Genomic DNA, 15,699 nt, shown 5'->3' on the forward strand with positions numbered 1-15,699 from the left:
CGCAAGGGGGGAGGTTTTATCCAGATTATCATTAACCTCCCCCTCAGTCCCCCTCCAAAGGGGGAAGCAGATAAATTCCAAGTTCGGCATCTGCTAAGATTGCGTCATTTTGCAACCAGAGAATGCGTAAAGAAGCCGATCCGGATACCGCTGCAAGCGGGATCATTAAGGCTTTAGCATTCGAGGATTTGGAAAATAGCAAATTAGCAGCAGCAGCCGTTCAAGTGTTCTGATAGCTATCGGGATTTTTGTTTTTTTTTTCACTATGGGAAAAAAAGGACAAGTATTATAGAAAGTGATTTTTCATCAAACGGAAAAAAGAACATATATAAAAAAGCAATCACACATTAAATCCCTACATTCACAATAATGAACATCATTCGATCAAATAAAACTACCAACTGGGGTGGAGGAACAACGACAGAGCTGTATATATGGCCGGAGAATGCCACTTATAAAAACAGAGACTTTGACTTTCGCCTATCAACTGCTACTGTTGAAGTAGAAAATGCTGAATTTACTCCCTTACCTCGAGTAAAAAGAACTTTAATGGTTTTGGATGGGCAATTAGGGTTGCAACATGAAGGGCAGCACAGCAAATTTTTAAATGCCTTTGATCAAGAACAATTTGACGGTGGTTGGAAAACCAATTCAATTGGTACCTGTATTGATTTTAACCTCATGTGTATAGGAGATGTCAGAGGTACATTGACGCATTTTCATCTAAAAGAGGGTGAAAAGAGAATTATTGAGTTTAACGAAACAAGACATCTGATCTACCTTTTTAAAGGGGCTATTAAGTATCAGAATCAAACAGTAGAAGAAGGAAGTTTGATGTTATTTGATCAGGAGAATAATGTAGATTTTCAGGCCCTGAATGATTGTCAATTAGTTTTGATTCAAATCTCAGGAACTTTTCAGCAATAAAAAAAGCCGCTTCAAATTAATGAAACGACTTTAAAGGTAAAGTAAAAACTTATAGTTAGATGGTCACCTGGACCATTTGATTCTTGTTTTGAAAATACCTGGCATTTAATGCTTATGCAACTTTTACGTTGATAGCGTTAAGACCTTTTTTACCCTGTCCTTCTTCATAAGTTACTTTGTCACCTTCGTTGATTTCATCAATCAAACCTGAGTTGTGTACAAAAATATCCTCAGAAGAATCTGATGGAGTAATAAAACCAAAACCTTTTTGGTAATTGAAGAATTTAACTGTTCCTTCTTTCATGATAATAAAAAAATAATTAATGCTACACCTTTTCTTGTGTGCTAAAAGGGCCCTTTTTAAACTTGGTTTAAGCATGACCTAAAAGCAAGTACTTCTTTATGTACTTGTTAGATGTTGATTCAGAAAATGTTGGTGAAGTTTAAAAGAATGAGCGAATCGCTCGGCCTAAAAAAAATTCTCTAACAAAACGAGAACGTAATAATCTGATACAAAGATATACTAATTAATTGGATAAACCTAAAAATGATTTTTTTGCCTTTTTATTTGTCTATGCCCAGTATTGAGGGCACTTGATAAAATAGTTCAAGATGGATTTGTTTAAACTATTGCATTATTGCTATTTCTTATCGTATCTTTCTTTTAACAATAATTGATTGTCAATCAATCATTAACCTAAAAAGAATGAAACACACATTACTAATTTTATTACTATGTATCTCCACTTTCTCAATGGCACAAGAAACTACTACAAGCCGAAAAGTGGTTGGAAAAACTGAATTAGTTACTTCAAATGATCATTTAAAAGAGCTGGCAGCAGACGTGAATGTCAAATATGAAGCATATCAAAAATCAATAACCGGAAGCAGAAGTGCTGATGGTGAAGTTGTGAAGGATGAATATCTAAAATCGCTTGACACCTATATTACTGCGCTGGAGACTGAAGTTTCTAAATCTAATGATCAAGATGCCGCTATTTTGAAGGAAGAACATGCGCAAGCAGTAGCCTTAAGAAATAGAGTTCGCATGACAGGTTCAAAATAAGTATTCAATAATTACTTAAATCCCAAGAAAATGAATTTAAAATTATACTCAACTTATAAGTTATTTTTTATGGTTTGTGCGATTGTATTATCCAATAGGATCAATGCTCAAATCACTGAAAATTTTGATGACATTACTACGCTTACCGGATCTGGATGGATCATGCAAAACAATAGTTCGCCTTTAGGATCAACAGATTGGTTCCAAGGTAATGCTACAGCATTTGCAGCATTCAATGGGGCCGGAGATTCTTACATTGGTGCCAATTTTAACAACACTTCAGGTGTGGGTACTATCAGTAACTGGTTGTTAACGCCTAATGTTACTTTAAAAAACGGTGATGTAATCACTTTTTATACCCGCACAACCATTGATAATATGTGGGCAGATAATCTACAAGTGCGCATGAGTACCAATGGAGCAAGTACCAACGTTGGAGCCACAGCAACATCTGTTGGAGATTTTTCAACTGTGTTGCTAGAAATCAACCCAACTTTGGCTTTGAGCACTTATCCAATGGCCTGGACCCAGTACTCTATCACAATTAGTGGTTTAACAGCTCCTACTTCAGGTAGATTGGCTTTTAGGTATTTTGTTACCAATGCAGGACCTTCTGGATCTAACTCAGATTACATTGGGATAGATGCGTTTGTTTATACACCTTATGTTTGTCCTACTTTAACTGTAACACCTGGCACGCTGAATAACGGAACAGCCGGAACAACTTATGGAGAAGTATTGGGCCAAACAGGAGCTTTAGGTACGGCATCTTTTGCTGTAGTTTCAGGAACATTACCTCCAGGTGTAACGCTTGGAACAAATGGTACTTTTTCTGGTTCGCCAACTGCTACCGGAACCTATACTTTTACAGTTGAAGTAACTGACCAAAGTGGATGTACAGGAACACAAACCTATTCTTTAACAATAGACTGTCCTACCAACGGAGCGACTTTAGCCGCATTCCCGGATATGTGTGAAGGTGATTCACCATTAGTGTTAACACAAGGTTCACCATCCGGTGGAACGTATAGCGGAACGGGTGTTACCGGAAGCCAATTTGATCCATCAGCAGGAACATCAGCCATCTCTTATTCATTAACGGATGTTTATGGTTGTGTTCAAACTGCAGTGGGCACAATTACAGTAAATCCACTTCCAACTGTTACGCTAGATCCATTTTCAACCTATTGTGAAGGTGCTGCAGCTTTTGCATTGTCAGGAGGTAATCCTACCGGCGGAACTTATAGTGGAACTGGAGTTTCTGGAGGGATGTTTAACCCTGCCACTGCCGGAACTTTTACAGTGACTTATACTTATATGGATGGTAATGGATGCACCAATACTGCCAACGCAGATGTAGTGGTAGCAGATTGCCTTGGATTGCCGGAAACAAATGGATTAAAGAATTTCAGTTGTTATCCAAACCCAACCAATGGAGAATTATTTGTGCAGTTCAATGAATCAACGGCTGTAGATGTATCAATAAGAGTTGTTGGTGCAAATGGGCAAGTTGTTTCAATTGAAGAAATAAAAGATGTTAAGGGACAATTTCAACATGTTTTGGACCTTTCTTCTTTTGATAAAGGAATTTATGTAATTGAAGTAACTACACCTTCAGGTACAGGAATTCAAAGAATCGTATTGCAGTAATTTAAAATTCAAACTTTTTAAAAAGGGACCTGGAATTTTCGGGTCCTTTTTTGTTTTTTGAAGATAGCTTTATCAATATGATCAGTAAGAGACATTCTAAGTTCGGCATCTCCTAATCCTGCGTCATAAATTACCCCGCAAAAATCGTATTGAGGCGACCCGTTGAGGCGCAGCCGAAACAATTGAGCCGAAAAGATTTTGAGGAGGATAATTTACAGTAGGTTAGGAGCAGCCGTTCAGAATGAATTTTTTGGTTCTTTTTTCTTCTTTAGGAAAAAAGAACATATACAAAAAAGTAATTTTTTCATCAAATAGAAAAAGTGAAAGAGCTTAAAAGGATAAAACTCCTTTAAAGAGACTGTAATGTTCTTTTTTTCATTACCAAAAAAAGAACCAAAAAAGGCTAGCATCCCGCTTCACACATTCTAATTTAAGCTCCTCAAAAGCTAAAGCCTAAATATTTTCTGACATACACCCATATCCTGGGGTCAGAAAATCGAATCGGCTTTTGACGCTTTCTGCGTCGTTAAATTCACGAATGATTAGAAGATGGATGCGGTTTTCAAATTTGCTAAATGTTGAAATTTATATTAAGCGCAGAAGATGACCAATACGAGACATTCCAAGATCGGCATCTGCTAAGATTGCGTCATTTTGCAACCGGAGAATGCGTAAAGAAGCCGATCCGGATACCGCTGCAGGCGGGATCATTTAGGCTTTAGCATTCGAGGATTTGGAAAATAGCAAATTAGCAGCAGCCGCCACAAATGATTTTTTTGATCCTTTTTTCATCTATGGGAAAAAAGGATAAGTACCAAAGAGAATGATTTTCATCAAATGGAAAAAAGTCAAAGAGCTATAACGAATATACGATAAGCAATAAATACAATCCCAATCACATCACTCTGCATCTTTTATTCAATTGATTCCGTCTGTTTAATAACTCAATTTTAAACTTATGAAAATCAAAGTCATTATCGCAACACTCACTTGTTTGCTATTTACAAGCATCTCAAAAGCTCAATGTTCTGGTTTTTCAATGACCATTTCAACTAATAACCCTACTTGTTATGGGTTTTCTGATGGATCTTTGACAGTGAATACCACCGGAGGAACAGGAAATATTAATTATACCATTACAGATTCTGTTGGGAATGTTTTGAATTTAGGAAATGCAAATACTTCAAATAATCTTCTTGAAGGATGGTATTATGTTTTGGTCACAGATCAAGTTCCGTGTACACTTTATGATTCTGTTTATCTGGATGCTCCGGATGAAATGATGATTGACCTGGTGATTGACGAAGCGTTATGTTATGGAGATACTTCTGCTTGGGTGTATGTTGATACTATTTACAATTGGACAGGAGCCTACAACCAAATCATGTATTTCTGGAATCCAATTCCTGTTGGAAATACAAATGGAGTAGGAACAGATTCGATATTCAATGTGCCAAGCGGTAATTATTTACTTGGTGTAGTAGATGAAAATGGATGCAGTATTAGTGAGAATTTTATTGTCCCGGATGCCCCTTCACAAGTGGTTATTGATTCTTTGGTTTACCAAAACTGTGTCAGTGGTGGTGACGGAAGCGCAAGTCTTTATGCTTCAGGTGGAACAGCTCCTTATACTTATTTGTGGTACAATAATGCCACTGGAGATTCATTAAATACCCAAAGCGTTTCAGGGCTTGATGCAGGCGTATATTATTATGAAGTGTATGATGCCAATGGATGTATCTTATCACAAGTAGGAGATTCTTTGACGCTAGGATGTGTAGGTATGGTAGATTTGGACGTAGAGTTTAAAATGTATCCAAATCCAACCACAGGATTGTTGACTGTTGATTTAGGAAATCAATTGATTGATGCACTAATGGTGTATGACCTCCTCGGAAATGCTGTTCTTGAATTACATCATGTGTCTGGAATTATTTTCGTTGATCTTTCAGAAGTAAGTGCAGGAACATATTTGGTGTATTTGACGCATCAAGATGCTGTGAAGGTTAAAAAGGTAGTGGTGGAATAAGGATGTTTTTATTCTTTTTTCCCATTGCGCAAAATAGGCAAGCAGCACTGCTGCGGCGTAAAAAAAGGCTAGCATCCCGCTTCACACATTCTAATTTAAGCTCCTCAAAAGCTAAAGCCTAAATATTTTCTGACATACACCCATATCCTGGGGTCAGAAAATCGAATCGGCTTTTGACGCTTTCTGCGTCGTTAAATCGACTAAAGATGGTGTTTAAATGGATTAGAACTAAAAAAGGAGATTCACACGCACAAGAAAAATAAACAATGCGGCGCGCTAAATTCACGAATGATTAGAAGATGGATGCGGTTTTCAAATTTGCTAAATGTTGAAATTTATATAAAGCGCAGAAGATGTCCAATACGAGATATTCCAAGATCGGCATCTGCTAATCCTGCGACATAAATTACCCCGCAAAAATCGTATTGAGGCGACCGTTGAGGCGTAGCCGAGACAATTGAGCCGAAAAGATTTTGAGGAGGATAATTTAGAGTAGGTTAGCAGCAGCCGCCACCAATGATTTTTTTGGTCCTTTTTTCATCTATGGGAAAAAAGGATAAGTGCTTAAAGAGAGTAAATAGGATGTTTTAATTATTAATTGTTTTGTCCTTTTTGTCTTGACACAAAAAGAACGAAAAAAGTCAAGGTCCGCTCCTGCTTTTCTAAAATTTTACTCCTCGCAGCCTAAATAGCTCAATTGTCTCCACTACGTTCCGACGGTCGCTATTCTTAACGGCTACTTGCGGGTAAATTTTAACGAAAGCGCAGAAGATGACCAAATTTCAATTTTCTTTATGTTGAAACTTAATTCAAACGCAAAAGATGATCAGTAAGAGACATTCTAAGTTCGGCATCTGCTAAGATTGCGTCATTTTGCAACCGGAGAATGCGTAAAGAAGCCGATCCGGATACCGCTGTAAGCGGGATCATTTAGGCTTTAGCATTCGAGGATTTGGAAAATAGCAAATTAGCAGCAGCCGTTCAAGGTGATTTTTTTTCGTTCTTTTTTTCATCTATGGGAAAAAAAGGACAATTATTATAGAAGGTGTTTTTTCATCAAATGAAAAAAAGTGAAAGAGCTAAAAAGGATAATAATTTCTTTACAAAGGTTGTTTTATTCTTTTTTCCCATTGCGCAAAAAAGAACCAAAAAAGGCTAGTATCCCGCTTCACACATTCTAATTTAAGCTCCTCAAAAGCTAAAGCCTAAATATTGTCTGACATACACCCATATCCTGGGGTCAGAAAATCGGATCGGCTTTTAACGCTTTCTGCGTCGTTAAATTCACGAATGATTAGAAGATGGATGCGATTTTCAAATTTACTATATGTTGAAATTTATTTTAAGCGCAGAAGATGACCAATAAGAGAATTTCTAAGATCGGCATCTGCTAATCCTGCGAAATAAATTACCCCGCAAAAATCGTATTGAGGCGACCGTTGAGGCGTAGCCGAGACATTTGAGCCGAAAAGATTTAGAGGAGGATAATTTAGAGTAGGTTAGGAGCAGCCGCCACCAATGATTTTTTTTCGTTCTTTTTTTCATCTATGGGAAAAAAAGGACAAGTATTATAGAAAGTGATTTTAATCAAATGGAAAAAAGTGAAGTAGCTAAAAGAACATAAAATAAGAAATCACATTTCTTCATCCACAACAAAAAACACCATTTAAAAATCACACTAATATCACTAAATTTACTCCATGCAAAAAACAATCCTGGTAACCGGAGGCAACAGAGGAATTGGCCTTGAAACATGCAAACAATTAGCTGCCATGGGACACACTGTCATCATGGGATCCCGCAATCTTGAAAAAGGACAAGAAAAAGCCAAAGCAATAGACGGAAACGTTATCGCAAAGCAATTGGATGTTACCTCAGAAGCTTCTATCAACGCATTAAAAGCTGAAATTCAAGCTGAGTTCGGTAAATTGGATGTCCTCATTAATAATGCAGGAATAATGAGTGAAGACAATGTCTCGGATGTGAGTATTGAAGAACAAAAAAGAGTAATGGAAACCAACGTTTGGGCGCCAATGAGAATGGTGCAAATATTCGTTCCGTTACTGAACAATTCTGATGACCCTAGAATCGTGAATTTAAGCTCACAAATGGGGCAAAGAATGAACCAAACTGCCGATCATTCTGCTTATAGATTATCAAAATTCACTTTAAACGGATTGACACTGCAACTGGCCAATGCCTTGCCTAACATCAAAGTAAACGCCATGCATCCCGGATGGGTAAAAACCGATATGGGAGGTTCAAGCGCACCACTTTCTGTTGAAGAAGGAGCAGACACTTCTGTTTGGTTGGCTACTGCAGATAATATCCCTAGCGGAAAACTGTTTTGCTGCCGTGAATTGATGGAGTGGTAATCACCTTACTCAATAACAAGGCGAATCACTTCACTTTTAGATCCATCATTTAATTCAACCAAATACAAACCGGGTTCAACATCCAGCTTGATCTCAGTTTTATTGCTGTTAGCAAAAGTCGAATACACAACTTTACCGTCAACGCTCAATACGCGAATGGCAGTACTTTCAGTTAATGAATTTGGCAACTCAATTGTGAACTGTCCTTTTGAAGGATTTGGATAGATTTTCACATCACTCATCTGCCAATCTTCAAAACCTACACCTTCAATCAACACACAGTCTGAAGTGTCAGAGCAGTTTCCTACGGTTACTACAACAGCATAATTTCCGTTAGCATCTGCGGTGTAAGATTGGTTGGTTTCCCCATTAATTTCTGTATTTGAATCACAGTTAATCCATTGGTAAGTGTCTCCGGTTTGAGCAGCCGTAATTGTAAAATCTGTTGTGCTGGTTGAATTGTCAATAGCAGCCTCTACTGTTAAGGTTGTAATGATGATACTGTCACAAGTATTTGCAGCCACTAAAGTGTCATTGTAAACACCTGATGTATCATAAACACTGCTTCCAACTGAATATGTTTCACCTGCACATATGGTAGCAGAAACATTGTAAGGCGCCTCAGGAAAGATTGTGTTTTCAAAAGCTCCCATATCTGTAGTTCCTACACGGGCTACACCTCTTTGATCTAAAGTTGGAGCGCCGGTATCTGTTCCCGCATCAATTGCCGGACTGCTGCAATACAAAGCACAAGTTTTGGTTAATCCACCATTATCGGCAGGAGCCATTAGTAGAGGATCAGTACTCACCTCATCTCCTGTTGAAACCAACAAAGCATCCATATCTGCATTGCTGCACATATTGTATCCTTCTGAAACGGCATTAACAACTCCATTTGCATAGTACGTAAAAGAACTAGAGAAAATTGAATTCTTGGTAGTAAATGAAGGTGTACCTCCTGTATTGTCAAGGTAAATGGTAGACAAATTCTCATACATGGTCACATTCAAAAGCGAAAGCGAAGAAGTTGAACCACTACCGTCACTCAAGTAAAAAGCACCTCCACCAAGTGATCCTAAATTGTTGCTAAATGTGCTGTTTGTTACATCTACCTGACCATTTTGGCAAGCTATAGCACCTCCCTTGTCGGCAGAACCGTTGATATCAAAAAACGAATTTTCAATTGTAATTGATCCCGCAGTTGAAAAAACGGCACCTCCGTCATCATCAGCATAATTGTCAACAAAGCTGCAATATTGAATAGTACAAATACCATTAGGGCAAAATACTGCACCTCCATCTGTAGTGGCATAGTTGAAAGTGAAATTAGTGTAGGCAAGGGTTAAATCTGCATTATTAATAAAGATGGCGCCACCATTTTGGTTGCTGTTATTGCCAATTACTGAGCAGTAATAAAGATTTAAGTTACCCAATGAATAAATTGCACCACCATGTGATAAGTTGGATCCATTTTTAATTGTCAGGTTTGAAATCTCAGCTGTCAGTCCTGAGGTGATATTAAAACATCTTGAGGCTGCATTACCGTTTATTGAAAGCGAATCCATTCCCGGCCCGTTAATGGTTAAATCTTCTGAAATGGTTAATTGACCAGTAGTTAAAACAATGTCCGCAGGATAGGCGATTCCACTAAAGTTAATATCATCAGCTCCCGCATTGGCGTTGGCATCTAAAATAGCCTGACGCAATGAACCCGCTCCGGCATCATTGGTATTGGTTACTGTGTAAGTAACAGCCTTAGCGCTCATTGAGCTAATCACTAAAACAACAGAAAAAAGTAATCTAATTGGTAACTGCTTCACTTTGATCAATTTAAAAATTAATAAGCGGCTAAGATAATTAATGTGCCTTGGAAGGCATGGGCATTGAATAAGTGAATACGCCGTTAAATAAGTTAAGTGACCAGTGGTTGGTTTTGTTTTTTATTTGGGGCTTTCCCTTCGGGTCGGCCTGCAAGTAGTCGCTATCTCGGCTGCGCCTCAATGAGCTCCAACAGTACTTTTCGGCCTAAGCTGGGGAGGTGAACTTCTATTGAAAACGCAGCAGCTAAGGTACTGCACAGCGGGGGGATTATGTCGAGCATCAACAAGCTTAGAATTATTTCAGCTTTTTGCCAACAGCTTTGACAAAAGGCTCCATAGCTTTTTCTAGTTCTACCATTGCATCTGTAATGGCATCTAAACTTTCAGGCCAAGTCTCTTCATCAAAAATATTGAAGTTTGTATCTTCATATTTGATTCTACATCCTCGCTTTTCATTTAGTCTTTCCCAAACAAGCGGAGCTCCAAATGCCTCTTCAATCTTGATCTTTTCCTTAAATAAAAAATCGAAGATGAATTCATTTTGTTCTTTGTCGCCTCTGTCTATGTATACTTCAGCTCTAAAGTATTTCTTTGTAGCTGCAAAATTATAGCCCACACCACGAACTCCTGATCCGGCACCTATCCAATTGTACTTCCCGGCACTGATATTTTGATATAGATTGGACTTTGTATTCATCTCGTTAATGACTTGCTGCCAGAATTTACGGCGAACGATATGTCGATTTTTGATCTCTTCTTTGGAAGCAATGTCTTCCTGAGTTTTCTCAGCCATGCTAATCGAGAAATCTTGAGCTTCTTTTACAGGGATGATTTGTTCAACATTCAAGAATAACTGCTCTTTAAGCGAGTAAGGTGTGACTTGAAAACACTGCACTCTTATTCCGTAATTTAATAACCACATTACAGTAGAGGTAACTTCCTTTCTAAAATTGCCAGATACCAATATCAGCCTTTGCGTCAAGCCTGAATTTAAAACAAGCTCTTCTGCTTCAACGCCATCAAAAAATTCGGAGACTAACTCTTCAGCATTTTCACCTTGAAAGTATTTATTAAGATATTCTTGGTAGATTTTGATGATTTGTGATTTTTTCAAGCTTGAGCAATATGACGCATATTTAAGGCATTGCCAAGTAACGTTTTTACCACTATCATCCAGTTTATTCTCAATTATTACAAGGTTTCCATCTTTGTCAAGAGCCAAAAGATCAAGTCGCTCATTAGTGTCGTTAAACCCATTGAATTCCTTTTGGATTATGAGCATTTCTTCCCCTAAAGCAGAAGGATTGTCTGCTAACCATTCTTGCAGGTTTTCTCGTTCTTTGAATCCGAGTTCAGAAAATGAGTTTTTCTCGATTTCAACTATCTTATTTTCTTTCTTCTTAATCAAATACATCTCTTCTTATTGGTTAAGATCAAGATAAAAATTAAATTTTCTTTTCGTTCAGATATTCTTATCTTTTTGCTAGCATAAACAGGCATTTCAGCCTTTCTAAATTCTACAAAAATAAATTTAGTAAAAAAATACTGACCTAAAATACTTGACAAATGTAATGTCTTACTGTATCTTTGTTGTCCCTTTTAATTAATTGGATGACGGACAAGTTAGGAAATAACACTAAAGTTTCTTCAGGACAAACGATAAGAGGCAGGGTTGAAAATAACCCTGATGGTTCGGTTTGGGTAATTCAGATGAAGGATTTGAGCAGTGATTATTCCTCATTGATATCTGTTCCACATCTTGTCAAGGAAGAACAGATTAGTCAAAAGCAGTTATTGAGAAAGGGAGATATTTTATTTTCTGCAAAAGGAAACAACAATAAGGCATACCTCTTTAATGAAGATCATCCTGCCGTGGCCATTTCGCTTTTTTTTGTTTTGAGAACGGATGAGAGCAGATTAGATCCTGGATACCTGACCTGGTATTTGAACAGTCGTGATGGACAGAGTTATTTTGACAAGATGAGAGGCGGTACATATATCGGAAACATAAAAAAAGGAGCGCTTGAAGAAATGGAAATACCAGTTCCGCCAATAGAAAAACAAAAGAAAATAGCTAAGCTGTCTGAGTTAGCAATGAAAGAGAATCACTTGTTGCTAGCCTTAGCAGAAAATAGAAAACAATTAGTAGAAACAACAATAACCCAAAACTTATGAAGCTAAATGTAATATTCAAGCAGGTAGACAATGACTTTAACAAAGAGTATGCGGACGAGTACCATTTTGGAAAAGAAAGTGAGAATAATCGAAAGTATCATTGGGAAGTTCAATACGCAGTGGATAATACTTCAGAAATCACCTTAAAGGAGAATTCTGCTCTTCCATTAAAAGGCAAATTAGATAATGGTGTAGAGATCGACACAAGCATACCTAACATGAATATCTTGGAGTGTGTTACCGAAGATGGACGTAAATCAATTTTTGCTGTCTCAAATTCTTTGCTGAGAAATATTCACAAAACCCAAAATCCTAAATACAAGAGTAGCAGATACTATTACTATCTGAAAGATGAAACCAAATTTGCTGATTTAGGACAAGGAATATTTGTCGATTATAATGACCTGCCTCAAGAAATGAAAATCGATCAATAATGAAACCTATATTAACAGTATTGACAACTTTAACTTATGACAACAACTAGACCTACACAAGATCAAATCAACAGCTCATTATGGGCTGCATGTGATACGTTCAGAGGAACACTAGATTCTTCAGAATACAAGAATTACATCTTGGTATTTATGTTCTTGAAATACCTCAGTGATGTTTGGAAAGATCATTACGAAGAGTACAAAGAGCAATATGGAGATGATGAAGAACTCATCATGCGTAAGTTGAAACGTGAGCGTTTTTATTTACCTGATAACTGTACGTTTGATTACATCTATGAAAACCGTAATAAGGATAACATTGGTGAAATCATTGATAAAGTACTGGCGAGAATTGAAGACCAGAACATGGAGAAGTTAGAAGGTGTTTTTAGAAACATCTCCTACAACTCTGAAAAGTTGGGCCAAACAAAAGATCGTAACAATAGGTTGAAAAACCTGATCAATGATTTTGCAAATCCAATCTTAAACTTTCGCCCTTCAATATTAGGTAGCTCAGAAGATATTCTGGGTAATGGATACATGTATTTGTTAGAACGTTTTGCGTCTGGTGCAGGTAAAAAAGGCGGTGAGTTTTATACGCCACATGAAGTATCTGTTCTATTAGCCAAGTTAGTTAATCCAAAACCGGGTAACAGAATATGTGATCCAACTTGCGGTTCAGGGTCTTTATTGACAACAGTAGCTGAAGAGGTAAAAGATGAAAAAGGCAACCGATCAAATGACTTTTCATTGTATGGTCAAGAAAGCAACGGTGACACTTGGGCGTTGGGTAAATTGAACATGTTCCTTCATGGTATGGACTCAGCACGATTAGACTGGGGAGATACCATCAATAATCCAAAGCTGCTAGAAGGTGAAGGTTTAATGAAGTTTGATATAGTAGTAGCCAATCCGCCATTTAGTTTAGATAAGTGGGGGCATGACAAAGCTGAGGCAGATCGTTTCAAAAGATTTCATTGGGGTATTCCACCTAAAACCAAAGGTGATTACGCTTTCATTCTGCATATGATTGAAACATTGCTGCCAACTGGTAGGGCCGGTGTAATCGTGCCTCACGGTGTGCTATTTAGAGGGAGTACTGAAGGTACGATCAGAAAGAAATTGGTGGATGAAAATTTGCTAGAAGCGGTAATTGGTTTACCATCCAATTTGTTCTTTGGAACAGGCATTCCGGCTGCAATTTTAATATTCAATAAAGCCAAATCAACTGATGATGTCCTTTTCATTGATGCCAGCAAAGAATACGAAGAAGGGAAAAAGCAAAATAAATTAAGAGAAGGTGATATTGATAAAATTGCTCAGACTTACTTCAATTGGGAGTCAGTTGATAAGTACAGCCATGTCGCAAATCTAGATGAGATCAAAGAGAATGATTACAACCTCAATATCCCGCGTTATGTAGACACCTTTGAAGAAGAAGAGCCGGTAGATATTGCAACAGTTCAAGCCAATATAGAGTCCATTGAAAAGGAGTTGACGGAGGTGAGAAAAGAAATGGATGAATATCTAAAAGAATTGGGATACTAATGGGAGCGATTGTCGAAAACAAAGTTGGATTTAAAGAAACCAAATTAGGGTGGGTACCTAATGATTGGTCTGTGACTCTCCTTAAATCCTTGGTTGATCCCAAAAGAAAGATCAGGTATGGTATTGTTCAGCCCGGCAAATTTGACCCTGATGGTCGCTACCTTTTAAGGGGGCAAGATTATTCAAGTTCAAAAGGCTGGAACAAACCTGAGAATTTGTTTAAGGTGTCAGATGAAGTTGAAAGCAGGTATGTAAAAGCAAGGCTAAGTAAAGATGACTTGATAATCACGATTGTTGGTGCAGGGACAGGCTATGTTGCTCAAATACCTGAGTGGCTGGATGGTGCAAACATTACACAGACAACGGCACGAATAGCTATTGACAAAAATATCGCGGAACCAAATTTTTATAAACAATATTTAAACTCTGATTTGGGTAAGAAACAGGTTTATCGTTTTGTTAAGGGGGGTGCACAACCTGGTTTAAATGTTGGAGATGTAGAGAAGTTTAAAATCCTTTTTCCTCCTTTGCTAGAACAACAAAAAATCGCCAAAATATTAAGCGCATGGGATAAAGCCATTGAAAAATTAGAGCAGTTGATATCAGAAAAAGAGCAGCTCAAAAAAGGCTTGATGCAACAGCTCCTAACAGGTGAAAAACGCTTTCCCGGTTTCACAGATGAGTGGGAAGAGGTTAAGTTAGGGGATGTATATGAGATAGTTGGCGGCGGTACACCAGATACTAATAATTTGGCTTACTGGGAAGGAAGTATCCAATGGTATACACCTACTGAGATTAAATCGAAATATGTTTCGAAAAGTGTTAGGACAATAACCGAAAAAGGTCTTGCAAATAGTTCTGCTAAACTCTTGCCAGCAGGTACTTTGCTATTTACCAGCAGAGCCACAATTGGGGATGTTGGTTTTACAACTGAACAAGCAACAACTAATCAAGGGTTTCAATCCTTTCTGCCAAATTCTGACAATGAACTACACTTTTTGTATTACTGGATTTTACAAAACAGACATGAGTTTATCAGAAGATCATCCGGTTCAACATTTTTGGAAATTAGCAAAAAGGAGGTCCAAAAAGTCAAAATTTCTTTACCATCAAAACAAGAACAAAAGAAGATAGCAGATGCATTGGGATCATTCGATCGAGAAATTGAAAGTTTGAATGCTGAACTCTCTCAATTCAAGAATCAGAAAAAAGGATTAACACAACAATTATTAACTGGTAAAATCACAGTAAGCATATGAGAGTTAAAGCGTTAAGAGGTGAGTCAAATACTGGTTTGTTGGAACCATGTTCAGGAGTTGAATTAAAAACTACTGGAAATGTTACTACAGGTAAAAGGGTTGAGTTCGATTGGATTGAAATAAAAAAGGGAAGATATATTCATCAAAATTGTTCTCATCCATTAAGATCTGGTGATGAGAATTATTTCAAAAGAATCCATGGATTAGAATATAAAAACAGAAAAATCTATTGGCTCTACACATTTGGATCAATGGACAAACCTCAAGGTCATCATGTTGGATTTTCTTGGTGGGAACATCAGAAATTTCTGTGGCTTCAGGAAATGCATTGGTTGCAAAAAGAGAACAATATTAGATATATGGTTAACCTGATTTTTTTGGTGCTGGGAGTAGTAATAGCATTTAAACAATTGTAA

General features: G+C 37.5%; 13 protein-coding genes. 10 read left to right on the plus strand and 3 right to left on the minus strand.

From position 1 onward, the window contains the following. The first annotated feature begins 369 nt into the window (after nucleotides 1-369). Nucleotides 370-927: a HutD family protein gene (locus tag K6119_RS15730; protein WP_221833204.1), complete on the plus strand. Its 558-nt coding sequence runs from the start codon at nucleotides 370-372 to the stop codon at nucleotides 925-927. 112 nt (nucleotides 928-1,039) lie between these two features. Here the strand turns inward: K6119_RS15730 and K6119_RS15735 are convergent, their stop codons facing one another. Continuing rightward, nucleotides 1,040-1,231, minus strand: a complete 192-nt coding sequence (locus K6119_RS15735; protein ID WP_221833206.1) for a cold-shock protein — start codon at nucleotides 1,229-1,231, stop codon at nucleotides 1,040-1,042. A gap of 402 nt (nucleotides 1,232-1,633) precedes the next feature. Here K6119_RS15735 and K6119_RS15740 point away from each other — a divergent pair, with 402 nt between their 5' ends. From K6119_RS15740 to K6119_RS15755, 4 genes are all read left to right on the plus strand, one after another. Next, the gene (locus tag K6119_RS15740) at nucleotides 1,634-1,993 is read left to right on the plus strand and encodes a hypothetical protein (RefSeq protein WP_221833208.1); all 360 of its coding nucleotides are present in this window, start codon (nucleotides 1,634-1,636) and stop codon (nucleotides 1,991-1,993) included. 30 nt (nucleotides 1,994-2,023) lie between these two features. After that, nucleotides 2,024-3,643, plus strand: a complete 1,620-nt coding sequence (locus K6119_RS15745; RefSeq protein WP_221833210.1) for a T9SS-dependent choice-of-anchor J family protein — start codon at nucleotides 2,024-2,026, stop codon at nucleotides 3,641-3,643. A gap of 958 nt (nucleotides 3,644-4,601) precedes the next feature. Further along, nucleotides 4,602-5,672, plus strand: coding sequence for a T9SS type A sorting domain-containing protein (locus tag K6119_RS15750; protein ID WP_221833212.1), 1,071 nt, complete (start codon nucleotides 4,602-4,604; stop codon nucleotides 5,670-5,672). A 1,700-nt stretch (nucleotides 5,673-7,372) separates the two neighbouring features. After that, nucleotides 7,373-8,047 carry an SDR family oxidoreductase gene (locus tag K6119_RS15755; protein ID WP_221833213.1) on the plus strand — a complete coding sequence of 225 codons (675 nt, stop codon included), beginning with the start codon at nucleotides 7,373-7,375 and terminating at the stop codon, nucleotides 8,045-8,047. 5 nt (nucleotides 8,048-8,052) lie between these two features. Here K6119_RS15755 and K6119_RS15760 read toward each other — a convergent pair whose 3' ends face one another. Continuing rightward, nucleotides 8,053-9,867: a T9SS type A sorting domain-containing protein gene (locus K6119_RS15760; protein ID WP_221833215.1), complete on the minus strand. Its 1,815-nt coding sequence runs from the start codon at nucleotides 9,865-9,867 to the stop codon at nucleotides 8,053-8,055. A 295-nt stretch (nucleotides 9,868-10,162) separates the two neighbouring features. Further along, entirely contained in the window at nucleotides 10,163-11,281 is a 1,119-nt protein-coding gene (locus tag K6119_RS15765; protein WP_221833217.1) for a DUF4268 domain-containing protein, read from the minus strand. A gap of 197 nt (nucleotides 11,282-11,478) precedes the next feature. Between K6119_RS15765 and K6119_RS15770 the strand changes: the two genes are divergently transcribed. The 5 genes from K6119_RS15770 to K6119_RS15790 are packed head-to-tail and all read left to right on the plus strand — an operon-like array spanning nucleotide 11,479 to nucleotide 15,699. Next, nucleotides 11,479-12,042 carry a restriction endonuclease subunit S gene (locus K6119_RS15770; protein ID WP_221833219.1) on the plus strand — a complete coding sequence of 188 codons (564 nt, stop codon included), beginning with the start codon at nucleotides 11,479-11,481 and terminating at the stop codon, nucleotides 12,040-12,042. Then, a complete protein-coding gene (locus K6119_RS15775; RefSeq protein WP_221833221.1) occupies nucleotides 12,039-12,476 on the plus strand; it encodes a hypothetical protein in 438 nt (145 codons plus the stop codon). The genes K6119_RS15770 and K6119_RS15775 overlap by 4 nt, the downstream gene beginning before the upstream one ends. A gap of 36 nt (nucleotides 12,477-12,512) precedes the next feature. Then, a complete protein-coding gene (locus K6119_RS15780; protein ID WP_221833223.1) occupies nucleotides 12,513-14,024 on the plus strand; it encodes a type I restriction-modification system subunit M in 1,512 nt (503 codons plus the stop codon). After that, nucleotides 14,024-15,283, plus strand: coding sequence for a restriction endonuclease subunit S (locus tag K6119_RS15785; RefSeq protein ID WP_221833225.1), 1,260 nt, complete (start codon nucleotides 14,024-14,026; stop codon nucleotides 15,281-15,283). Before K6119_RS15780 ends, K6119_RS15785 begins: the two co-directional genes overlap by 1 nt. Beyond that, nucleotides 15,280-15,699: a hypothetical protein gene (locus tag K6119_RS15790; RefSeq protein WP_221833226.1), complete on the plus strand. Its 420-nt coding sequence runs from the start codon at nucleotides 15,280-15,282 to the stop codon at nucleotides 15,697-15,699. The genes K6119_RS15785 and K6119_RS15790 overlap by 4 nt, the downstream gene beginning before the upstream one ends.

The sequence above is a fragment of the Paracrocinitomix mangrovi genome (assembly GCF_019740355.2).
Lineage (GTDB): Bacteria > Bacteroidota > Bacteroidia > Flavobacteriales_D > Crocinitomicaceae > Paracrocinitomix > Paracrocinitomix mangrovi.

Coding starts and splice junctions, on each gene's coding strand:
- K6119_RS15730 (WP_221833204.1), top strand. CDS start 370: ATGAACATCATTCGATCAAATAAAACTACCAACTGGGGTGGAGGAACA.
- K6119_RS15780 (WP_221833223.1), top strand. CDS start 12,513: ATGACAACAACTAGACCTACACAAGATCAAATCAACAGCTCATTATGG.
- K6119_RS15745 (WP_221833210.1), top strand. CDS start 2,024: ATGAATTTAAAATTATACTCAACTTATAAGTTATTTTTTATGGTTTGT.
- K6119_RS15755 (WP_221833213.1), top strand. CDS start 7,373: ATGCAAAAAACAATCCTGGTAACCGGAGGCAACAGAGGAATTGGCCTT.
- K6119_RS15750 (WP_221833212.1), top strand. CDS start 4,602: ATGAAAATCAAAGTCATTATCGCAACACTCACTTGTTTGCTATTTACA.
- K6119_RS15740 (WP_221833208.1), top strand. CDS start 1,634: ATGAAACACACATTACTAATTTTATTACTATGTATCTCCACTTTCTCA.
- K6119_RS15770 (WP_221833219.1), top strand. CDS start 11,479: ATGACGGACAAGTTAGGAAATAACACTAAAGTTTCTTCAGGACAAACG.
- K6119_RS15790 (WP_221833226.1), top strand. CDS start 15,280: ATGAGAGTTAAAGCGTTAAGAGGTGAGTCAAATACTGGTTTGTTGGAA.
- K6119_RS15775 (WP_221833221.1), top strand. CDS start 12,039: ATGAAGCTAAATGTAATATTCAAGCAGGTAGACAATGACTTTAACAAA.
- K6119_RS15735 (WP_221833206.1), bottom strand. CDS start 1,231: ATGAAAGAAGGAACAGTTAAATTCTTCAATTACCAAAAAGGTTTTGGT.
- K6119_RS15765 (WP_221833217.1), bottom strand. CDS start 11,281: ATGTATTTGATTAAGAAGAAAGAAAATAAGATAGTTGAAATCGAGAAA.
- K6119_RS15785 (WP_221833225.1), top strand. CDS start 14,024: ATGGGAGCGATTGTCGAAAACAAAGTTGGATTTAAAGAAACCAAATTA.